Source organism: Gardnerella bretellae (assembly GCF_048545135.1).
Classification (GTDB): domain Bacteria; phylum Actinomycetota; class Actinomycetes; order Actinomycetales; family Bifidobacteriaceae; genus Bifidobacterium; species Bifidobacterium greenwoodii.
The window spans coordinates 274,363-293,368 of record NZ_JBKQXU010000001.1 but is presented as its reverse complement, the minus strand read 5'-3'; the positions used below and the strand labels follow the sequence as shown (position 1 = coordinate 293,368).

20 protein-coding genes, 1 tRNA gene and 1 riboswitch are annotated in these 19,006 nt (G+C 40.7%); of the genes, 5 read left to right on the top strand and 16 right to left on the bottom strand.

From position 1 onward, the window contains the following. Positions 1-29: 29 nt before the first annotated feature. The 4 genes from ACJV7B_RS01210 to ACJV7B_RS01190 form a co-directional block, all read right to left on the bottom strand. Positions 30-968, bottom strand: a complete 939-nt coding sequence (locus tag ACJV7B_RS01210) for a TrmH family RNA methyltransferase (RefSeq protein ID WP_419388759.1) — start codon at positions 966-968, stop codon at positions 30-32. A gap of 60 nt (positions 969-1,028) precedes the next feature. Beyond that, complete coding sequence (locus ACJV7B_RS01205; protein WP_410314534.1) at positions 1,029-2,009, bottom strand: cation diffusion facilitator family transporter; 981 nt, start codon at positions 2,007-2,009, stop codon at positions 1,029-1,031. Between the two features lie 686 nt (positions 2,010-2,695). Further along, positions 2,696-3,250: a PIN domain-containing protein gene (locus tag ACJV7B_RS01195; RefSeq protein ID WP_419388757.1), complete on the bottom strand. Its 555-nt coding sequence runs from the start codon at positions 3,248-3,250 to the stop codon at positions 2,696-2,698. Between the two features lie 3 nt (positions 3,251-3,253). Further along, entirely contained in the window at positions 3,254-3,736 is a 483-nt protein-coding gene (locus ACJV7B_RS01190; RefSeq protein ID WP_419388756.1) for a helix-turn-helix domain-containing protein, read from the bottom strand. Between the two features lie 530 nt (positions 3,737-4,266). Between ACJV7B_RS01190 and ACJV7B_RS01185 the strand changes: the two genes are divergently transcribed. The 3 genes from ACJV7B_RS01185 to ACJV7B_RS01175 all read left to right on the top strand — a co-directional run bounded on the left by ACJV7B_RS01185 (position 4,267) and on the right by ACJV7B_RS01175 (position 4,851). Continuing rightward, positions 4,267-4,434: a hypothetical protein gene (locus ACJV7B_RS01185; RefSeq protein ID WP_419388755.1), complete on the top strand. Its 168-nt coding sequence runs from the start codon at positions 4,267-4,269 to the stop codon at positions 4,432-4,434. 101 nt (positions 4,435-4,535) lie between these two features. Beyond that, positions 4,536-4,682 carry a helix-turn-helix domain-containing protein gene (locus ACJV7B_RS01180; protein WP_419388754.1) on the top strand — a complete coding sequence of 49 codons (147 nt, stop codon included), beginning with the start codon at positions 4,536-4,538 and terminating at the stop codon, positions 4,680-4,682. A 25-nt stretch (positions 4,683-4,707) separates the two neighbouring features. Continuing rightward, on the top strand, positions 4,708-4,851 hold the full coding sequence (locus tag ACJV7B_RS01175) for a helix-turn-helix domain-containing protein (RefSeq protein ID WP_419388753.1): 144 nt from the start codon (positions 4,708-4,710) through the stop codon (positions 4,849-4,851). Between the two features lie 786 nt (positions 4,852-5,637). Here the strand turns inward: ACJV7B_RS01175 and ACJV7B_RS01170 are convergent. The 6 genes from ACJV7B_RS01170 to ACJV7B_RS01145 form a co-directional block, all read right to left on the bottom strand. Beyond that, positions 5,638-5,928 carry a BsuBI/PstI family type II restriction endonuclease gene (locus ACJV7B_RS01170; protein ID WP_419388806.1) on the bottom strand — a complete coding sequence of 97 codons (291 nt, stop codon included), beginning with the start codon at positions 5,926-5,928 and terminating at the stop codon, positions 5,638-5,640. Positions 5,929-6,262: 334 nt separating this feature from the next. Then, positions 6,263-6,454 carry a hypothetical protein gene (locus ACJV7B_RS01165; protein WP_419388752.1) on the bottom strand — a complete coding sequence of 64 codons (192 nt, stop codon included), beginning with the start codon at positions 6,452-6,454 and terminating at the stop codon, positions 6,263-6,265. A gap of 320 nt (positions 6,455-6,774) precedes the next feature. After that, on the bottom strand, positions 6,775-7,173 hold the full coding sequence (locus ACJV7B_RS01160; RefSeq protein ID WP_419388751.1) for a hypothetical protein: 399 nt from the start codon (positions 7,171-7,173) through the stop codon (positions 6,775-6,777). Positions 7,174-7,184: 11 nt separating this feature from the next. Next, positions 7,185-7,505, bottom strand: coding sequence for an Eco57I restriction-modification methylase domain-containing protein (locus ACJV7B_RS01155; protein WP_419388750.1), 321 nt, complete (start codon positions 7,503-7,505; stop codon positions 7,185-7,187). Between the two features lie 513 nt (positions 7,506-8,018). After that, positions 8,019-8,963 (bottom strand): DNA adenine methylase, encoded by a 945-nt coding sequence (locus ACJV7B_RS01150; protein ID WP_419388749.1) that lies wholly within the window; start codon positions 8,961-8,963, stop codon positions 8,019-8,021. A gap of 54 nt (positions 8,964-9,017) precedes the next feature. Next, positions 9,018-10,439, bottom strand: coding sequence for a hypothetical protein (locus ACJV7B_RS01145; protein ID WP_419388748.1), 1,422 nt, complete (start codon positions 10,437-10,439; stop codon positions 9,018-9,020). Positions 10,440-10,518: 79 nt separating this feature from the next. On the opposite strand from ACJV7B_RS01145, the gene ACJV7B_RS01140 reads away from it, so the two are divergent. Further along, entirely contained in the window at positions 10,519-10,806 is a 288-nt protein-coding gene (locus tag ACJV7B_RS01140) for a hypothetical protein (protein WP_419388747.1), read from the top strand. A gap of 387 nt (positions 10,807-11,193) precedes the next feature. Here the strand turns inward: ACJV7B_RS01140 and ACJV7B_RS01135 are convergent, their stop codons facing one another. The 6 genes from ACJV7B_RS01135 to eno all read right to left on the bottom strand — a co-directional run bounded on the left by ACJV7B_RS01135 (position 11,194) and on the right by eno (position 17,878). Beyond that, on the bottom strand, positions 11,194-11,877 hold the full coding sequence (locus tag ACJV7B_RS01135; protein WP_419388746.1) for a hypothetical protein: 684 nt from the start codon (positions 11,875-11,877) through the stop codon (positions 11,194-11,196). A gap of 1,053 nt (positions 11,878-12,930) precedes the next feature. Then, a tRNA-Leu gene (locus ACJV7B_RS01130) sits at positions 12,931-13,014 on the bottom strand. Positions 13,015-13,142: 128 nt separating this feature from the next. Next, positions 13,143-14,807: a DUF501 domain-containing protein gene (locus ACJV7B_RS01125; RefSeq protein ID WP_419388805.1), complete on the bottom strand. Its 1,665-nt coding sequence runs from the start codon at positions 14,805-14,807 to the stop codon at positions 13,143-13,145. 54 nt (positions 14,808-14,861) lie between these two features. Then, positions 14,862-15,338: an FtsB family cell division protein gene (locus ACJV7B_RS01120; RefSeq protein ID WP_004128105.1), complete on the bottom strand. Its 477-nt coding sequence runs from the start codon at positions 15,336-15,338 to the stop codon at positions 14,862-14,864. A gap of 134 nt (positions 15,339-15,472) precedes the next feature. Beyond that, on the bottom strand, positions 15,473-16,387 hold the full coding sequence (locus tag ACJV7B_RS01115) for an L-lactate dehydrogenase (RefSeq protein WP_004128103.1): 915 nt from the start codon (positions 16,385-16,387) through the stop codon (positions 15,473-15,475). Positions 16,388-16,582: 195 nt separating this feature from the next. Then, the gene (gene eno / locus ACJV7B_RS01110) at positions 16,583-17,878 is read right to left on the bottom strand and encodes a phosphopyruvate hydratase (protein ID WP_004111411.1); all 1,296 of its coding nucleotides are present in this window, start codon (positions 17,876-17,878) and stop codon (positions 16,583-16,585) included. A 148-nt stretch (positions 17,879-18,026) separates the two neighbouring features. Next, a riboswitch (TPP riboswitch) is annotated at positions 18,027-18,143 on the top strand. On the opposite strand from eno, the gene ACJV7B_RS01105 reads away from it, so the two are divergent. Further along, on the top strand, positions 18,133-18,954 hold the full coding sequence (locus tag ACJV7B_RS01105) for an ABC transporter permease (protein WP_419388745.1): 822 nt from the start codon (positions 18,133-18,135) through the stop codon (positions 18,952-18,954). Its footprint overlaps the riboswitch before it by 11 nt. The last annotated feature ends 52 nt before the right edge of the window (positions 18,955-19,006 follow it).

Genomic DNA, 19,006 nt, shown 5'->3' with positions numbered 1-19,006 from the left:
CTATACACTGTTAAAAATACTGCCCAAAGCTATATTTTTCGCTCATGACTAGACATAGCCAAGCCCATAAGCATTACTGCTGCGCTTGTTGCAAGGTTCATTGATTCCGCTTTACCGTAGATTGGGATAATTGAAATATTGTCAACTTGCTGCAATATTTCTTGAGGAAGACCACGGGCTTCGTTGCCAAATAAGATTGCTAAAGAAGAGCTGGTAAGCTCAGTATTTGCAAGAATCTTTGGAAAAGGCACAGGTTTCAGCTGATCAGTTCCGTAAATATCCGCTGCAATAACGCGAATATTTGATTTTTTAACATAACTAAACCAGTCTTGAACGCTTAATTGCACTACAGGAAGATGAAATAGTGAGCCAGCAGTCGAACGCACAAGCTTAGAATTCCAACGACTTACGCAATCGTCAACAAAAACAACAGCATCGCAGCCTGCAACATCTGCAACGCGAATAATCGCACCCGCATTACCAGGATCTCTTACCTGCCAGCAAGCTGCAATCAAAAGAGGATTATTTGTATTGCCTGCGCGCTCAGAGCCTTCTGCATTCACAAAGTTTTCTGTACTAACAGACTTTTGCAAATTATTAAACTCACCTACGTAAATCTCATCTAAAAATTGCGCATCGCTAACAGCAACAATTCCTTGCGAATCAGAACTTATTTTTTGCATAATACTTGATTCAACAGGATGAACATATAAATCTTTAGATAACGCTTCTTTAATAATTTCTTGCAAAGAAGAAGATTGATTAGCATCTTCTTCATTGTTAACGCAAACCTCTTTAGTAACGTAAATATCACTTATTGAATCTGAAGCGTAACGAACAGCCTCACGAACACTTTGAGGACCTTCAACCAAAAAACGCTTAGAAGCATGCGAGTTGCCTCGACTCAACGCTACAAGCCTACGCACACGCTCACTGTGTGGATTATCAATTAATTCTTTTAAGGGCATATTTACACTTTACTTCAAAAACGAATGCAACACAGTTAAATAATAACCAAGCTTCAAATATTACTCGTGATGCTCAGAAGAACTAGAAGTGGTATAGCCTTCAGGCTCCAACTGGAAAGTAGTGTGCGAAACAGAAACAGGAAAATGCTCACGCAAGCAATCCTGAAGCTGGGAAAGCACCTGAGCGCATTGAGCCATAGTAATGTTCGGCTCCACAACTACGTGAGCCATAAAAATTGGCATGCCAGTAGAAACAGTGCTTGCGTGCAAATCATGAACAGCAAGAACATGCGGCACATGCTCTAAATGCTCACGAACTTTATCTAAATCAAGCCCTTCTGGAGTCTGTTCAAGAAGAACCTTAACAGCATTCTTCAATAACTTCAGAGCGCGCGGAATCATAAGAATAGCAATAATCGCGCCGGCAATAGCATCAAAACCAGCCCAACCAGTGCTCATCATAACAATTGCGGAAATTACAACCGCCACAGAACCCAAAGCGTCATTCATAACCTCAAGGAATGCGGCTCGCATATTCATGTTGTCTTGCGATTGAGACATAAGAATTACAAGCGAAGCAAGGTTTGCAGCAAGGCCGAGTATGCCGAAGAAAAGCAGTTGATTTACATCATGAATGCCTTGGTGGCCACTTCCAAAAAGACGCATTCCAGCCTCAACAAGAGCATATACGCCAACAATTAGCAAAATAATAGCACCGGCTGCAGCAGTAATAACCTCAAGACGAGCCCAACCCCACGTGCGCTTACTACTTGGACGACGACGCATAAGAATTGCAGTAACAGTTGAAGCTGCAAGAACGGAAATATCCGTAAGCATATGGCCTGCGTCAATAAGAAGCGAAAGAGAATTCGTGAGGAAAGAGCCGATTACTTCGGCAAAAAATACGATTGAAGTAATAGAAAGAGTAAGAAGTAAGCGGTGCTGGTGGGTGTGACTTGCGTGGATTGCGGCAGCTTGAGAAGCTTCGTTGGCGTTGGTGGTGGTGCTGGTACCTGTGCTTGCGTTGGTATTGTCGCTTATTGAGTATGAATCAATGCCGTTAGTTGAAGTTACACCGTTATGATTATGCACTTTCTAAGCCTCCTCTAAATACAGGAACGATATTATTTCTCAATATCATTCGCATTTTCTCTTATACGCAATGAACCCCAGCCAAAGCCGGGGTTCAAAATTGCTAAACTATCATATCTACAACTATGTAATCACACGCTGTCGACATAAGTGTGTAAGCGGGAGCTGACGGTACGCCAACTTCCGCATAAGTTTTGTAAGAGCGTCTATTTCATGCAATACGAGAGAGCGTAAAATCAGGTTATTTCCCAAAATATGCGTACAAAATAGTAAAGACTCCCACATGATCAGTGTGTGAGCCCATAGCCGCCTTATTTTTTGATCTGCTAGTTAAGGAGATGCAGATCAAAGGCTTATTCTTTATCATAGTTCTTTGAATGTTCGTGCTCTTTTTCGAACGTTTCAATTGGATGAACTTTCATCTGTATTCCCAATGTATTGAGTACTTTTATTATTGTTTCAAAAACTAGGGTTCGTTCATAGGTTTTCAGTGATGCTGCTTTTTCCTTGTGTTCTGGCAACATCGTCAATGGCTGCTAGAAATATACTCATATCACAAATTTTGATTATTCCATCAATATATGCAGTCATTTCTTCTGGAGTCGTGAGATATCTACTTGGATCAAAAGCTCTCACTATTGCAGTACCTCTATTAAGGGGCGGATTGCTGCTGCAAATTGTGGCGTATCTTCTTTAAGGAAATCTTCGTATTCTGCGGCAATATGAGGCTTGTTCTTATATTGCGTCAGTCGATAAGCGCACGCTCTGGCTACACGTTTCTTGTCGATATCAAGAATATCGAGGAGAAATTCATCAGGATGCTTAACACTCATATTCAAAGGAATTAAAGAAGATTTAGGGAAATCTTTGATGTTAAAGGTCACTAGCGTATGTGCTGGAGAGACATGTGCTGCGGCCAGCACATGTCGATCTCCTTCATCACATGTCATGTCTTCAATCAAACCCTCGTAACCAGTAATCGTTGAGTCAGGAAAGAACTCGCACATTGCGTCAATACGCTTATCAATATTGACGTATGGTTTCGTGTCTTTGACGACACGTTGTAATTCGTCAAGTACACCACTCGACCAATATGGTGTAAACAAACGTTCCTCTGCTAGTGTGAGGAATAAGTCGCAATACACTTCACCATATAAGGCGCATGTGTCAAAGAATACTGGAAAACTCACCTTTTACCTCTTAATAAGTGGATTGTGACGGGTAAGTTCAGGATCTTCTGTTTGTGCTATCTCGTTCATTGCTGCGTTAAATGCTTCGTGACGTTCTTTAGCATATTCTTCAATGTCTTTCAGCAAGACTCGACGGTGACGACCAACCAGAGTGTGAGGAATCTTTTCTGTTTCAATGAGCTTGATAAATGTCGGTCTACTCATGTTGAGTAAATCAGCTGCTTCTTGAGTTGTTAATTCCATTTCAATAGGAGCGACCATAATCGCTTTATTATTTGATAGCTGTTGAGCTACTTGGTAGAGGATTTGTCCAAGCTCACGATTGAGTGGAATCGGATCATGCTCTGGCAGGTTTAGTGTTGCAACAGGAAAATCTTTCTGCTCAACAATATCCCTAAAAGCTTTTTCTATATCACGTGTTGTAGTGCTGTGTGTGTCATCTGGGAAGTACGTTTCCGCTTGTGACATTGCAAGTGTTGTAGCCATGATTATTCCTTTCCCACTACACACATTATTCGAAATATCCGCAAATGTCAATTTTTTATCCGCTCATCTTTGAGCACAAATACCACATTCACTCATATGTTGTTATTAACAGGCGATAACATTGTGTATTATAGTTATCGCATTGCATTAACTTGTTAATGTTTAAATGTTTTGGAAAAAGAACTCTGATGAGTGAATCTCATAATATTGCACTATTAAAAAAACCTTATGCAAAATCTTGTCTATTGTTGCACGAGTCTTGCAAGTCATCACCGGTATTTGTAGAGGTCTTTTCATTGTTGGGATGGTGGCTTATCTTGTGTTGCATCAGGAAATCTTTACGAATGCTTTCCTGAGAACCACGCGGATCTTCTGGTTGACTGTGAAAACACAAGATCTGTTAATGACTCCTGTAGGGATTATGAGCATACTGATTTTGGTAGCACTCGTCCTGATTCTTATGTTCATGTTCTTTAACCTGCTGTATAAAACGTTTAATCGTATCGCAACCAGATATTCACATTTTACTCGTGAAACTTCGCCAAGAACTTATCACCATTGCTGTTATCGCAGCGTTCTTCACCTTGCTCGACGGTAATTTCCTCGCCACCATTTTCGAGGTTATTACTTTTATCGCGTTACTTTTAACGTTTGATTACGCGCGTGAACTGCAAACACAATCCGACGAGACTCTCTAAAGAAACACTATTATGGGACGCATTATTTTAAGACTTGATCATGTCATGGCAGACCGTAAAACTCTCTCAAAGATCTCGCCGATAAAGTAGGTATCACGAACGTGAACCTGCTCAAACTCAAAAACGGACACATCAGCGCTATACGCTTCAGTACCCTGGAAGCACTCTGCCACGAACTCAACTGCCAACCAGGCGACATCCTCGAATATTCACCAGACACTGACACAAATATTACCAAGGAAGGCTAGTAGTCATGCGTAGTGGTAAGACTATATGTGCGTGCGCCCTGTGAAGCTCTCTCCTACTCAAGTTAAAGCGATAAAGAAGATGTATGAGAGTAGAACATTAACAGTGAAGCAGATTGCTGAACAGTTTCATATTTCAGTTAAAACCGTGTACAACACGTTGAAACGTTAAAACAGTTGTATAATACTTCTAGTCCAATTCTCTCTTGTAATATTCTTTTTGTTGTTCAGTTAATTTTTTCGAGAGTTTTTCTGACTCTTCTGTGATACAAAAAGAGATTCGCCATAGATGGGTTACTATATTCCCTATTCCTATCATTATGCAAATTAAACATGCTGATAGTATGAGGCACTTTAGGTATTGGCCTGCTTTCTCCTTCAGACTGTGTCGGAAAATCCACTATACTGTATGGTTATTGGCTTCTAGGTAGAGTAAAACATAGAACATTGTGCCAAATATATTCATAACACTAATGCTTTGTTTACCTTTATCATTAAGTTTATAAAACCAAAACTCTTGTGAAAAGTTGCGATAAGCTTCTATTGCTTTATCAGAAATCAGTATTTGAATAAGAATCCAGAACGTCGCTAAAGTCTCAATGCTCGAATCATAAAAGGGATATACAGCAGAGAATAGCAAGAGTGCTACTAACCCTGTAATCAGATAGCTGCGCGTGTATCGCGGGTAGGTAAATCTGATGATAAGTGTCACGATAAAGATAATGGCAGCGATAAGCGTTACCCAAAAAACAACATAGTTAAAAGTCTTCCATATTAAACCTTTGCATGCGACTATTCCAGATACTACCACACCATGACAGTGACTGGATTATTACGTACTTTTTAAAGAAACGTACGCTTTTTGAAAAATCATCATCATTCATTTTTTCATACTCCCTATTTTTCTATTACTCAAACTGTGCGTAAGACCCCATGAAGCGTGTTCCATTGAGGTGCATCATATGGTCTGGTGTATCTGCACACCATGCTCTGTTTCCCATGCGAGATCTGCTAGATAGTGCTGCATAATTTTTCTACTCGGGAAAGCAAAAATGAGAACTACTCTGTACCACAAATGATTAAAAATGGCGTGTAGCTCATCTTTCCTAGTTATATCTACTGAACCATGCGTACTTGCCGCCTCAATAAGAAACAACCATTCACGATGAGGATACCATACGATAACATCAGGAGCTTTTACATGAGGAACTAAATGAATATCTAAATAGTCTAAGAGATCTTCATCAATAACGCCATGCCGATGATCTGTATCATCAATATAAGCAACGTCACTGCCTGGTGCAAAAACGTGGAAGGAGCTCTTCTACAATGCTACGAATGAGAACTGACTGACCTCCTGCAGAAAGTTCGAGCGTTCCGCCTGGCGGCAAGCGCACTGGTGTTTTGAGCATACCAAGATGCTGCTCTACACGAGATTCGTACGATGTATATCTCTTGATAAAAGCATCCACCATCCTTTTAAAGCTTGGTCTACCGTATCAGTGAATAACGTCAAGGGCTTCATAAGTAATACGATAGTTCCGTTTTAGCGAGTTGATTGAACGTTCTGAGTTATCTGGATTTTATTCAACGATACATGCAAGCATGAATTGATGAAGTGTGAACCGACGAATCATTTCACAACTATTTGATTTGCAATCAACACCGTATTCGTCTCGAATCCAGTCCATGATGACACGTGTACCAAGTAGTAAATTCGTTTCATCTTCCCAGTTATCGTTTTCACCGAGTTGGAGTAACGCAAGAAGTGTCATAGCGCTTCTATCGTTTATTTGATCGTGTCCAGTTCAAATATTCTAAGAATTTTTATAGCTTCGTTCACGATTCGAATATCACTCATCGAGAATCCTTTCAACTTCCTTGTCGATAGTATCATGGTTGAGATTGTCTATGACTTTTACTCTGCTTGCAAGAAGTATGAGTTGCTCTATACTCAAACATGGGATTTGACGTAAGTCTGTTGCATTGACCCGTGTACTTCCAGATACTTGCCTATACCATTCATCAATGATGCTTGATGGCATCCATAGTGTAATTCCTCGCACTATCGCATCATCGATGGGGATTGTTTGTCCTATGTTCCTTGGTGAATGTAGTTGAGTCTGTTATCGACAACAAACTTCTTATCAGTATGAATATAGGATACATAAATACGATGCGCTTGCTCTTTTGAAGAGAAACGATTAACAAGACAATAACTACCTTGTGGGAGTATAACGTGACGATCTTGTGCTTCACTCGTGACCCATTGTTCACGATCAGTAGTAACAGGATCATGAGTAATTCCACCGTTTTGGTTATCACTCCAATACAGCGGGTATGAGCCTTCAACATGGTTTCTGAACAGTATGTCTCTGTTTCTGAACCAGACAAGTTTTCCAGTAGATATCCATAATCCTTGCTCTACTAACGTGGAAAGCTTTTCTAATTTTGGATTTGTTTGCTGAATACAAAGTATCTTATCTGTCCCCATCAGCAGACTTTTCAGTGTGTAAGATTCTTTCTTCTGGTGTCCAAAATCATCGAATGTGTTAGCGTGAGGGTAAACGGTAATACGTGATGCCTGCTGTGATCGAGAAATCTTAATGAGCTTATTTCTTGGAGTATATCCATATCTTTAAAATGCTCTTTACGCGACGCATACACTGCTAGAGCATCAATAGAAAAATAACACAGTAGCCATTTACGAAAATCTTTAAAATAGTCTCCATTCATCCACGAGCGTGAAATAATGGCAACACATTCACCGCCGTAAGTAAGAGCATCTGCTGCACGAACAAGAAAATATGTGTAAAGGTTAGACACTTTAACTGACCCGCACAGGGTTTCAACCTGTATGGGAGAGATTTTTTATAGGTGGGATTGAGAATGACTAGATCAAACTCATCCGTGATAGCCATATCCTCAAGAGACTTATTCACAACAGTAACGTGATTACTAATATCGGTTAGAACTCATCACATATCTGAGCAAGTTGACTATCTTTTAATAGCTAGAATCTGTGATATAATTGTCGTACTCTGAGCAACGAGTCCACCAAAAATACCTGTTCCTGCGCCAAAATCGAGTATACTAATCGGGTTTTTTGTAGCTGTAAAGAGACTTGACAGCTTGTCGAGCAACTGATATTGGGGTAAGAAACTGCTCTAACCCTTCCTGCACCTGCGGAATAAGTGCTGTAGCAGTATCATTACGTACCTGCTCGATTGTTAATCTAATACTTAATAATATTAAGTACTGCTGCAGAAAACATGCCCTATCTACCCATGTTGAGCCCATACTAAAATGAAGACTCGTTATATACGACCGTAAGAAGAACTATGTCAGTGCGATAGGAGATAATTCAACATTATCAAAGGACTCTATTTTGAGTCTTGTATCAGCAAACATGAATTCATCGTATTGTCCACGCTTATTTGCGGAATATGCAATGTTGTAGTTAAAAGTTTGTATATCTTGATTTTTATATAATTCACTAATTTCTTGTGCGACATCATAGGTAAGAATCCATTTCCATTGTGGATGCGAGAGAAGCTGTTCAGCAACGAGCTCGTGAATTCTGTCTGATGCGAAAGTTGTATAAAGATTCTTACCTTGCTCATAGTAAGGGGGATCCGCAAATACGAAACACTCGTCAAGATTGCAGAGTTTTCCTTCACTGAGTTTTGTGAAAAAGAAGCTTGCTTCCATGTTTTCTACGTGAATACGGGATTTTACATCTGCTAAATCTTCAATACGAGAGATAAGCGTTTTTTTATTAAAACGAGAGGTTATGTTATATCGGTTTACCTGATTGATTCCACCAATAGGACCACCATCAATGATGCCACTAACATTCATACGGTTAAGAAGGAAAAAATCTACTGCCTTGTCTTGCATATTCCTGTATCGATTGCTTTTATACCGTGCATTAACTCGATGCCAGTAAATGTGTGCTTGCTCTGATGAGAAATCAGTGTGTAATCCTGTATAGAAATCAAAAGGAACTTTTTTTATTGCCCGAATAAGGTAGGAAGGGTTGGTGACGAGAGTGTTCCAAAAATAGTAGACTCCATCATCTTTATCATTAATGATAATTGAGTCTACTTTATTAGCCAGGAGTAGATTAGTAGCAATTCCTGCTCCACCAGCAAACGGTTCAATATAGGTGCCATGTAGTGAGTTGATATCGAGAAGATGATCTATAAAACGTGTAATCTTGCCCTTCCCCCCTGGGTATCGAAGAGGGGAAGTGGGTTTATTCGTCACTCTATCAACGGTCATACTCCTAGGTTACTTGGCAACACGTGTTTTGACCAGCCGTGCAACACGAAAAGACTAGTTTTCCTTGTAAACGACGTATTGTTCGCTAAGAATACTGAATAATACGGCAACGTTAAACATATTCCGTAAATCTGCTTCATCCAGTGTTTTCATAGAGCTATGGGAAGATAAGTTACTTCTCTCAGCAATCTGTGCGAAATCGGTTGTATTAATAATACTTTTAGCCTCATTAAATGAGCTAAAAAGCTTGTTATTGTTTGCAAGCCATGTAGAAAAATGTAAATCGTTTTTCCATAAATCATGAACATACTGAACATTTTTTCTATGTTCTTTACTCACAGATTCATTCGGAAGAGTAAACCCATTAAGGTTGCTATCAGCGAGTCCTCGTAAGGACATTTCAAAGAATACCCTAATGCAGGGAGCTAAAAGCCACATTTTGAGGTGTCGGTTATCTTCATCACCAAATACGCCACCGAATCTTTGCAATGCAATAAGCATGGTATTGATGTTTTCAAAATTTTTATTATTAAAGTCAACGTCAGCGCCATCTAGCCATAGCGATCCAAGAGTCCTGTCACTAGAAACGATACGTTTCTTAATAAATTCCTTGCCCTCACGTGAATTTAAACGAGCAAAGTCCATGATTCCAGGCGTGACATCCGCTTGAGAAAACTCTAGGCCTTCAAGTAAATCTACTAAGTTTTCTTTATGGAATCGAGAAATGAGAATATTATGCTGCTTGCTATAGTCTTTTACTTCATCAGCGAGCTTCTTGACTTTATCAAGTTCTCCAGGAGTAATATTCTCCTCATCTTTAATATCTAAGTATTTTCTAATCGGCTGCGCATCAAAAACGCGACGAGTTGAAGTAATAGCGTTTGAACCACCAAGATAACTTGTTAAGCTTTCACCGAACTGGCTCTCGAATGGTTCTTCAAGTTTATCGGTAAATGTTTGATTACGTTGGAAGAATCTATCCTTTGCTTGAGAATCCCATTCGACCGTTCCTGCTCCATCAAGAGGACCATTATGTTTACGCGCGAGAATCTCACGTAATTTTTTCTCTTCCTCTTCATCGTCTTGAAATACAACAACTTCAAGTTTGTTCGGTATACGTGTCTTGTTCGCTTCAACTAGCTGCTCGATACGTTTATAATCTTTGTCTTCTAATATGTTGCGATACTTCTGAGGATTATTCAGTATTTTTATACACGATATTCTTCTATTTGCGTCACGAACGACATATCCTTGCTCTGTTTGAGTGACAAGGATTGGTTCTACCGTATTCTGATACCCATTCTCTGCGATAGATTCAGCAAGATTCATTAACTGTCTATGGGAAGTCTTTTGAGAAGCAGTACTGCCCATATCATAAATATTTGCTATCTCATCATATTGAGATTGTGCGTGCTCAACACGAGGATTATCCTGCCATAAAATCAAATCATCAATTGAAATAATACGTCGTTCCATACAACTCCCCTGTAGAACATCACGATATAAACATGTTGGCATTCCCGCAACAAGTCTACACCTTTCATCCCCTAAATCAATGAGTCTGTCAAGCTTGCTTAAAGATTTGGTTGTGTACCAAAAATGTGCGCGTCATTCCAGTAAACTTGTAAAAAAAAAAGAGAAGAAAAAATATCATTCAAATAACGACCGTAAGAAGGTTTCTATTGGCTCCTACGACTGTTGTGAAATCCACGTTAAGATCAGTGATCTTGTTCTTGAAAACTACCCTACTCTATGCGAGTGTTTGAAGCGTCCTGGCGTATGGTCGATGTGGAGTGACGACACATGTTTAGAAGTTGCACAGACACATAACATGAGAAACTAGATAAGCAAAAATCTCGAATTGTGTGCGCGATTGTTTAAGGATAAAACTTTCGATGAAAAGTATCGACCGCGTAGGCTCTTATGGCAAACTCGTGAGAACCAAAATTATTTTGCTGTTCTTTCTTGTTACAAAAATCGACGATAAGCTAAGTACAGCCAAATCGCACAAATCTACCCATCAATAACTATCAAAATCCTTCAGCCGGATTCCTCATTACCAAAAGACTGGAATGTATCAAAGAAAAGCAGAGAGGATTTTGAAGCATAATACGCGTGCGACAATAAAGCTCTTTTCTGGTATCCATACGGCAGATTTCAGTGGAACATAGTAAAAGCCACCTATCGTCAATACAATAGATAGCGTGAAACTAACTTAAAGTTGTATTGGTTATTTTCTTAATTCATAATCAACTTTTGGACTCTTCCAATTGTCCTGTTTTTCTAGTTTACCAGTGATAGAGCGTGCCCAGACGATACCTTCAGTATCAGTGAATATAATTCCTATATCACCTCGCACAGGTGTAGAGAGCGAATAGATTAATTCGAGATTTTCTTTATAAGCTTTGTAAATTGCGTCAGGAACCTTTCTTAGACAATTCAACTGCTCGTATTCGTTATGGTACTGAATAACTGCTATTTCCTCTTTTACGGGCAAATTACGTACATATTGTCCGGGAGCAAGCACGTTCTTGTGGAAAATTATCGTGTTCATAACCGGGTTTGTTGCACTGTTAAGCGTAGTAATTTCATATGAATACGTTATGTACACGTTATATACAGATGCTTCCGATTTGTTTAAGAGAGTTAAACGATGCGCTAAACCGGTTACAACTTTTTCTTCCCTGTTTGCAGTAGTCCACCCTGAAATCTTGCTAGCCTGACTTGTTTCTTTTTCTTCATGCTTGTCTTTTTGAGAACGATAAAAACTATAGATAGAAAATCCTAAAGAAATAAGAGATACGACCAGCGCTAAACCGGCAATGATAGTAGTTACTTTCGTACCATGTGACGGAGCATTTATTGCTACTTTTCTTGCATTCTCAGCTACCAATATCCACATTTCAGCAGACATCTTTTTCTTCTTCCACTACACCATTATTTGAGATGAATTAAGCATATAACTTGTCTTGCCAGATTAACTCATCACAGACCCAACATATAAAGAGGGTTATAGGCCAAAGAGTGTGTAAGAAATCATGTCTCACGTATTGCAATACAAGCGTTTTGCGGTAATCGAATCTGTTTTCTGCACATTCGCCACCCGAACAAAAAGTGTGTAAAAAATAAGCTCATAACCCTTATAGCAGTAAGGCTCGTAGTATATCGAATGTGGGTATTCTTATGCGCAGCCGTTCTGCGCTAGTAACACTAAATCGCAATTATTCGTTACTGGTGCAGTTTGTGCACTGCACCAGTAACATATGACCGTTATTTTCTCAGTTCGTTAGCTGCGTTAGTAACAATGTTTCGCAAATTACCGTTACTTTCTCAGTTGGTTGACTGCGTTAGTAACAGTGTTTGAGTGATTACCGTTACTTTCTCAGTTCGTTGACTGAGCTAGTAACAGCGTTTGGATTATGACTATGCCACAGAATATTCATCAGCTTAGCTTTACACACTTTTGGCCTATAACCCCTTTTGGCCTATAACGCCACATTTTGGGAAATAACCCCGAAATAACGGGTAATCGGCAAAAAAGTGTGTCTAAAAACCCGAGTTTTCGTTGAAATACCAAGGAAAACTCTCTGTTGTTAAGCTAAAAAAGCTTAACATTTAGTATTACTTGACATTTTTATAAACATGTACTCGCGTATTCAAGCGTATACAACCGTTTTAGACGTACTGTACTTCCATCGTTAACATCATATGTATAAAACTCTTTAACACTCATGATTACGAGAGTTTAGAGCATATTTAACGAGTGGATTGCAGGTGTACGTTTTATTATCACTTCAAACATTAATAAACTATATAGCACATTCAACCTACTGCAATAAAGCGATATTTCACTCAAGACACGCCGACTAATAGACACACTTTTTTGCCGATTACCCGAAATAACCCATCATTCCCCAACGTTAATCAAAAAGCGCCGCACAGCTAAAACTGTACAGCGCTTTGTTCGTGCCTCCGGTGGGACTCGGACCCACAAGCCCGTAAGGGCGTCAGATTTTAAGTCTGATGCGTATGCCAATTCCGCCACAGAGGCAGCAATCAATTATTATGCCATACATCACTGCAAAGAACAAGCCAGCGCGTGGCGAAAACACAAACACACACTTACTAAACACTCGTCAAACATGCAGCTACACCAAACACTTGTCAAAAACACTCAACTCAGCGTTCTAAACCAAGTAGTCTGCGCCCCAAATCAAGCGTAATGCCATCAAGCAAACCATGTTCACTCGCCACAAAAGTATCCAGCACCCCACCATGATCCTCGTACGCAGCTTTTGCCAAACGCTCAAGCACGCGACTCCACACCACAGCTCCGCCGCCAACAACATCAACGCGCCCAGGGTGAATCGTCGCATACGAGCGCCTACGCTCACGCGTCATGCGCAAAAATCGGTTATTAACCGCGTACGCCTGATCAAGCCCAATTTTAACTCCGTCAACAGCCGAGTGATCATAATGCTTCAAGCCCATTGTCAATGCGGCCATTGTAGTAACAGTTCCAGAAACTCCAATAATAGTGCGTACGCGCCCAGCAGGAACAACTTTGAAAGCTTCGTCAATATGCTTGTCAACGTCATCAATTGCAGATTGGATTTCGTCTTCAGTAGGCGGATCAGTATGCAAATGACGTTCAGTCATGCGCACAGAACCAACATTCATCGAATATGCTGCAGCAACCTTGTGAGCAGGCAAACTCTCTCCATCCCCTCCAAGCACAAGCTCAGTAGAGCCTCCGCCTAAGTCAACTACAAGATACGGCGGCTGCAAATCATCACGCGAAACAACGCTAGTTGCTCCAAGAAAACTAAGCGACGCCTCTTCCGTACCACTAATAACTTCAGGTCGAACACCTAGCTCATCAACCATCATCTGCTCAAAAATTTCACGATTTTCAGCATCTCTTGTAGCCGAAGTTGCAACAAAACGAATCGCATCAACCGTATGCTCTTTTAACACCTGCGCAAATTCGTGCGCAGCATCACGAACTCGCGCTAAAGCATCATCCGCAAAGCGGTGCGTTTCGTCAATTCCCTGCCCAAGTCTAACAACGCGAAGCATTCTAGGAACAATATCTTTCATTCCATGCTCAGAAACTTGCGCAATTTTAAGACGAATAGAATTAGTTCCACAATCAATTGCAGCAACAGTCACAGATTTTTCTGCACTATTACTACCAACATTTTTTCTAGTATTTTTTATACTATTTTTTTCGTCCACAACAACTTCCGTTTCTTCAGCATCACAATCATCGCTCCATGGAGTTGTGCAACGGCACACGTTTGGATCAAACTCATCCTTAATTCTCTCCAACACCATGTCACCAATAGGATTCACACCTTTGCCCATTACCAAGGTTTGCGCAAGCAAAGCGTGCAAGCATTTCACGCGCACAGGCATACCACCTGCACTCATATCGCTAATATGCTCTTCACTATCTCCCAACGAAACAGCCAATGCATGACGGAATGCCAAATAATACTTATGCGCCTGCTCATACTGCTTCTTAATAACTTCGTCCGTCTGCAACAGTTCGTTAAATTCTCGCATAAGACCGTTTGCCTCTACATGAGACACTGCTTTTACAGCTTCGGGACTTGTTAAATAGCAAGTAGTTGGAAATGGTGTGCCATCTTGCAAACACGGCCTTGTTATAACCGCAAGAGGCCGGCCACAAACGCAGCGCGCACCAACAGCAACCATTCCCCTCGGAAACCTTCCAAGCTGCTTCTGAACAATCGCACGTTCAGCATCGCTTGCTGGCGTTTTAAGTAAACGCTTTACAGCATCTTCTGGAGAGTAATGATTATTGTCATTTTTTTGCATAATATTTGAACTTTCTGGCATATTTATTTTTCCCAGCACAGCTTTACTGTAATTTTATTGCAATGGCAAATTATCTGGCTTGTCTGCTTTGTGTATTGCATACATCAAATCACTATACCAAGGTAGAACAGTACGATTCTTAGTTTCGCTATTTTCCTGCGCAAACGCATTAGGCAATGTGCCTGTTACAGCTTCAGGATGCTCCACTCTAACTGCCTGTTCCCCTGGAAAAACAAAACCAAGACGATCTCGAGCCTGAGCTGCAATATATGCTTTATCTTTCCAGCGTTCAATATTATTGTCGAGTGTACGTTTTTGCTCTTTTAACGTACTTTCTTCGCGCTGCAATGCGTGAAGTTCGGCCAAACTTAGAGCATAATTTCTAACTGTAGAAATGCACTCAATTGAACCGACTGTAACTATAAAAACCATGAGTAGAAAAACAAGCGGTCCTGAAAATAGTCGACGCTGCTGCATCGGTGACTGTGTTTCTTCACCTGCTGCTTTCGTACGGCGCTTCCTCATAACCATACATTCTAAATTACTTGATGTATTCGACGTGAAAAACACAATAATAATGGTCAGTTACTAAACAGCAACTGACCATTACTACCTAATTATTTCGTTAGATTACTTTTATAATATTTCGATATATTACTTTTAGATTATTTTGCTTGAGCTTTACTTAAAATCGTATCTGCAGAATGCTGCAACTTTTGCAATTCTTCTTCAGTTAGATCAAGCTTGCACTGCTTTACAATACCTTCGCGACCCACGATTGCTGGGTAAGAAAGATAAGAATGGTATTCCTCGCGATAGTTCGAAACAGGCATCTGCTCTTTAGAATCCGAAAGAACAGCATGAACTAGACGAACTGCAGCGGCAGCAATACCGTAATTCGTGTACTTCTTGCCATAGAACACAGTAAAGCCACCTTGGCGAGTTTCCTCATCAACAGCGTTCAAATCAATATTCTTTTCTTTTGCAAGCTCAGCAATTGGCTGTTCAAGAACCTTAACTGTTGACCACGCAACAAACTGTGAATCGCCATGCTCACCCAAGCTATAGCCCTTCACTGCTTTTGGATGCACTCCGAAGAATTTACCAACAGCGCGATGAAGTCTTGCAGAATCAAGCAAAGTTCCAGTGCCAATAACTTTTTCATAAGGAAGACCAGTTGTTTCTTTATAAAGCTGGCAAATAGCGTCGCAAGGATTCGTAATATCAACTAAAACACCATGGAAGCCAGAAGCTTTAATCTTTGCGCCAACTTCTTCAACTTGAACACGATTATGTTTAAGTTCTGCGAAACGATCAGGATTTGGAACGTCTAAAAGTCTAATATTGCCCATAGCACTTACGATAACTTCAACATCTTTCAAAGCATCGTAATCATTGACGGTAATGTTTACGTTAAAAGGCAAATTATCCATTGAATCCTCAAAATCCAATGCATCAGCCTTAACCTTAGCTTCATTCTTGTCATACAGGTATAACTCGTCGGCGTAACCACCAACAACAAGCTGGTGAGCAACAGCTGCACCAACATTTCCCATACCGATAACTGCTACTTTTCGCATAATGAAACATCTCCTTCTGTTTCGAGTTTCTCACAAAAATATCACCATTATGCTGAGAATGAAAGTAAATTCAAAAAAATTTTTTGCGTGTCTTGATTTTTTCAAAAATATTTACAAAAAACGGCCAGCCGAAAACACGACTGACCGTTTAAACTTAAAGACTTAAGAAGATTTAAGTTACTTAAAAGTAGAAAGTTACTTCATATACTTCTTGCAAGCCTTGAATGCACTGTAACCAGCGTACTGAGCGGTAGAACCAAGCTCTTCCTCAATCTCAAGCAAGCGGTTGTACTTAGCAATACGCTCGCCACGAGCAGGAGCACCAGTCTTAATCTGGCCGGTGTTCTTAGCAACAGCAAGATCAGAAATTGTGGTGTCTGGGGTTTCGCCAGAACGGTGAGAAACCATAGAGGTGAAGCCATTCTTGGTTGCAAGTTCAATAGCGTCGAGGGTTTCGGTGACGGAACCAATCTGGTTCAACTTCACGAGCAAGGAGTTAGCTGCACCAAGCTCAATACCCTTAGCCAAACGCTTTGGATTGGTGACGAGCAAATCATCGCCAACGAACTGCAAACGATCACCAAGACGCTTGGTGATTTCTGCCCAATCATCCCAGCCTTCTTCCTGGAATGGATCTTCAATGGAAACGATTGGATACTCGTTGATGAGCTTCTCGTAGTAATCAAGCATGTAAGCAGATTCGCGCTCTTCGCCATCGAAACGATACTTACCAGTTTCCTTGTTGTAGAACTCAGAAGAAGCAACGTCAAGAGAAATACCAATCTGCTTGCCTGGCTCGTAGCCTGCGGCTGCGATTGCATCCATGATGTACTTCAAGGAATCCTCATTGGACTTCATCTTTGGAGCGAAGCCACCTTCGTCGCCAAGACCAGTAGCCAAGCCTTCCTTCTTCAAAACGTTCTTCAAGGTGTGATAAACCTCAACGCCAGCGCGCAAAGCATCGCTGTAGGTTGCGAAACCGTATGGAGAAATCATGTATTCCTGAATATCGGTTGCAAAATCAGCGTGAGCACCACCGTTCATGATGTTCATGTTTGGAACTGGAAGAATGTGACCATTGGTGCCGCCAATGTAGCGGTACAACGGAAGCTGAGCAGACTCAGCAGCAGCGTAGAGAGCAGCGAGGGAAACGCCGAGAATTGCGTTAGCACCAAGCTTGCCCTTGTTTGGCGTGCCATCAAGCTCAATCATTGTTTCGTCAAGAGCGCGCTGATCGGTGGCATCCATGCCGATAACCTTAGGAGCGATTACTTCGTTGACAGCCTTAACAGCTTCCAACGTGCCCTTGCCCTGATAACGGGACTTGTCGCCATCGCGACGCTCCCAAGCTTCTGCCTCACCAGTAGAAGCACCAGAAGGCACTAAACCAATACCCTGAGCGCCATCTTCGGTCTCCAAATAAACCTGAACAGTAGGATTTCCACGAGAATCCAAAATTTCGCGTGCATATACGCTTTCAATAGCTGCCACAACTACTCCTTTATACCTATGGGTTGTGATGACTCTTTTAAGATTAGTGCGTTTTATGGACGTTATATTGTATTTGCAAGTGTTTATGCCAAGAACGTTCACGTGTCGCGAATTTGTACGTTTTGTCCATGCCTGTGCGCCATAATAGCGAACTGACACGGGGTGCAACCTTACGCATTCATATGATTTTGCGGATATTGCTGAGAACATACCCGTCGAACCTGATATAGCTAGTACTATCGAAGGGATGTCGGATGAATATCCACTTTCGCGAGCGCAAAACTGAATGTATTGCAAACAGCAAGCAAGCGAATAAGAAAGCAAATAAGTCGTTAAAATCTTTTAGCGCTTGGCTTTCTACAATAGTTATAGTTTTTTGCTGGTTTATTATTACGCTCGGCCCTGTTGAAAACCGCGCTCTTCCTTCCCCATTCGAAGTTATTAAAGCTTTCGTAGATTTACACAATGAGGGAATACTGTGGCCGTCTCTTGCAATAAGCATTTTTAGGGTTGTTGCAGGTCTTCTTTTGGGTATTGCGTTTGCACTTCCTGCCGGAATTCTTTCTGGAGGAAGCGCAATAGGTGAAACAATAATAAACAAGCCTAGCCACATGATACGTTCAATACCGTTCCCTGCTCTAGCTCCTCTTCTTATTATTTTTCTTGGCGTTGATGAGCTTATGAAGATTATGCTTATTGCAGTGGGCGTTTTTGGCCCTATGTATGTAAATATTCGCGATGGTGTTCGTAATATTGATCCTCGCCTTATTGAACTAGCTAAGGCTTATCATATTAAAAAATCTACTATTTTCACCACTATTTTTATGCGCGGAACTCTTGCTAATTTTATGACTGGATTGCGTTTTTCTATTTCCGTCGCATGGGTTGCTTTAGTTACTTGCGAAACAGTTAATTCTTCTATTGGAATCGGCTATATTCTTTCGAGAGCGCAACAATTCTTTAGGCCGGATCAGATGATGGCTTGCATAATTATGTACGCAATTGCAGGTCTTGGATCCGAAATTACGGCAAATATTTTCGAATACTTATTCATGCCAGAACGAAGAATTTCCTAAAAATAAACACAATAAACAAGAAACACAAGATAATAAACACAAAAAAGGAGCC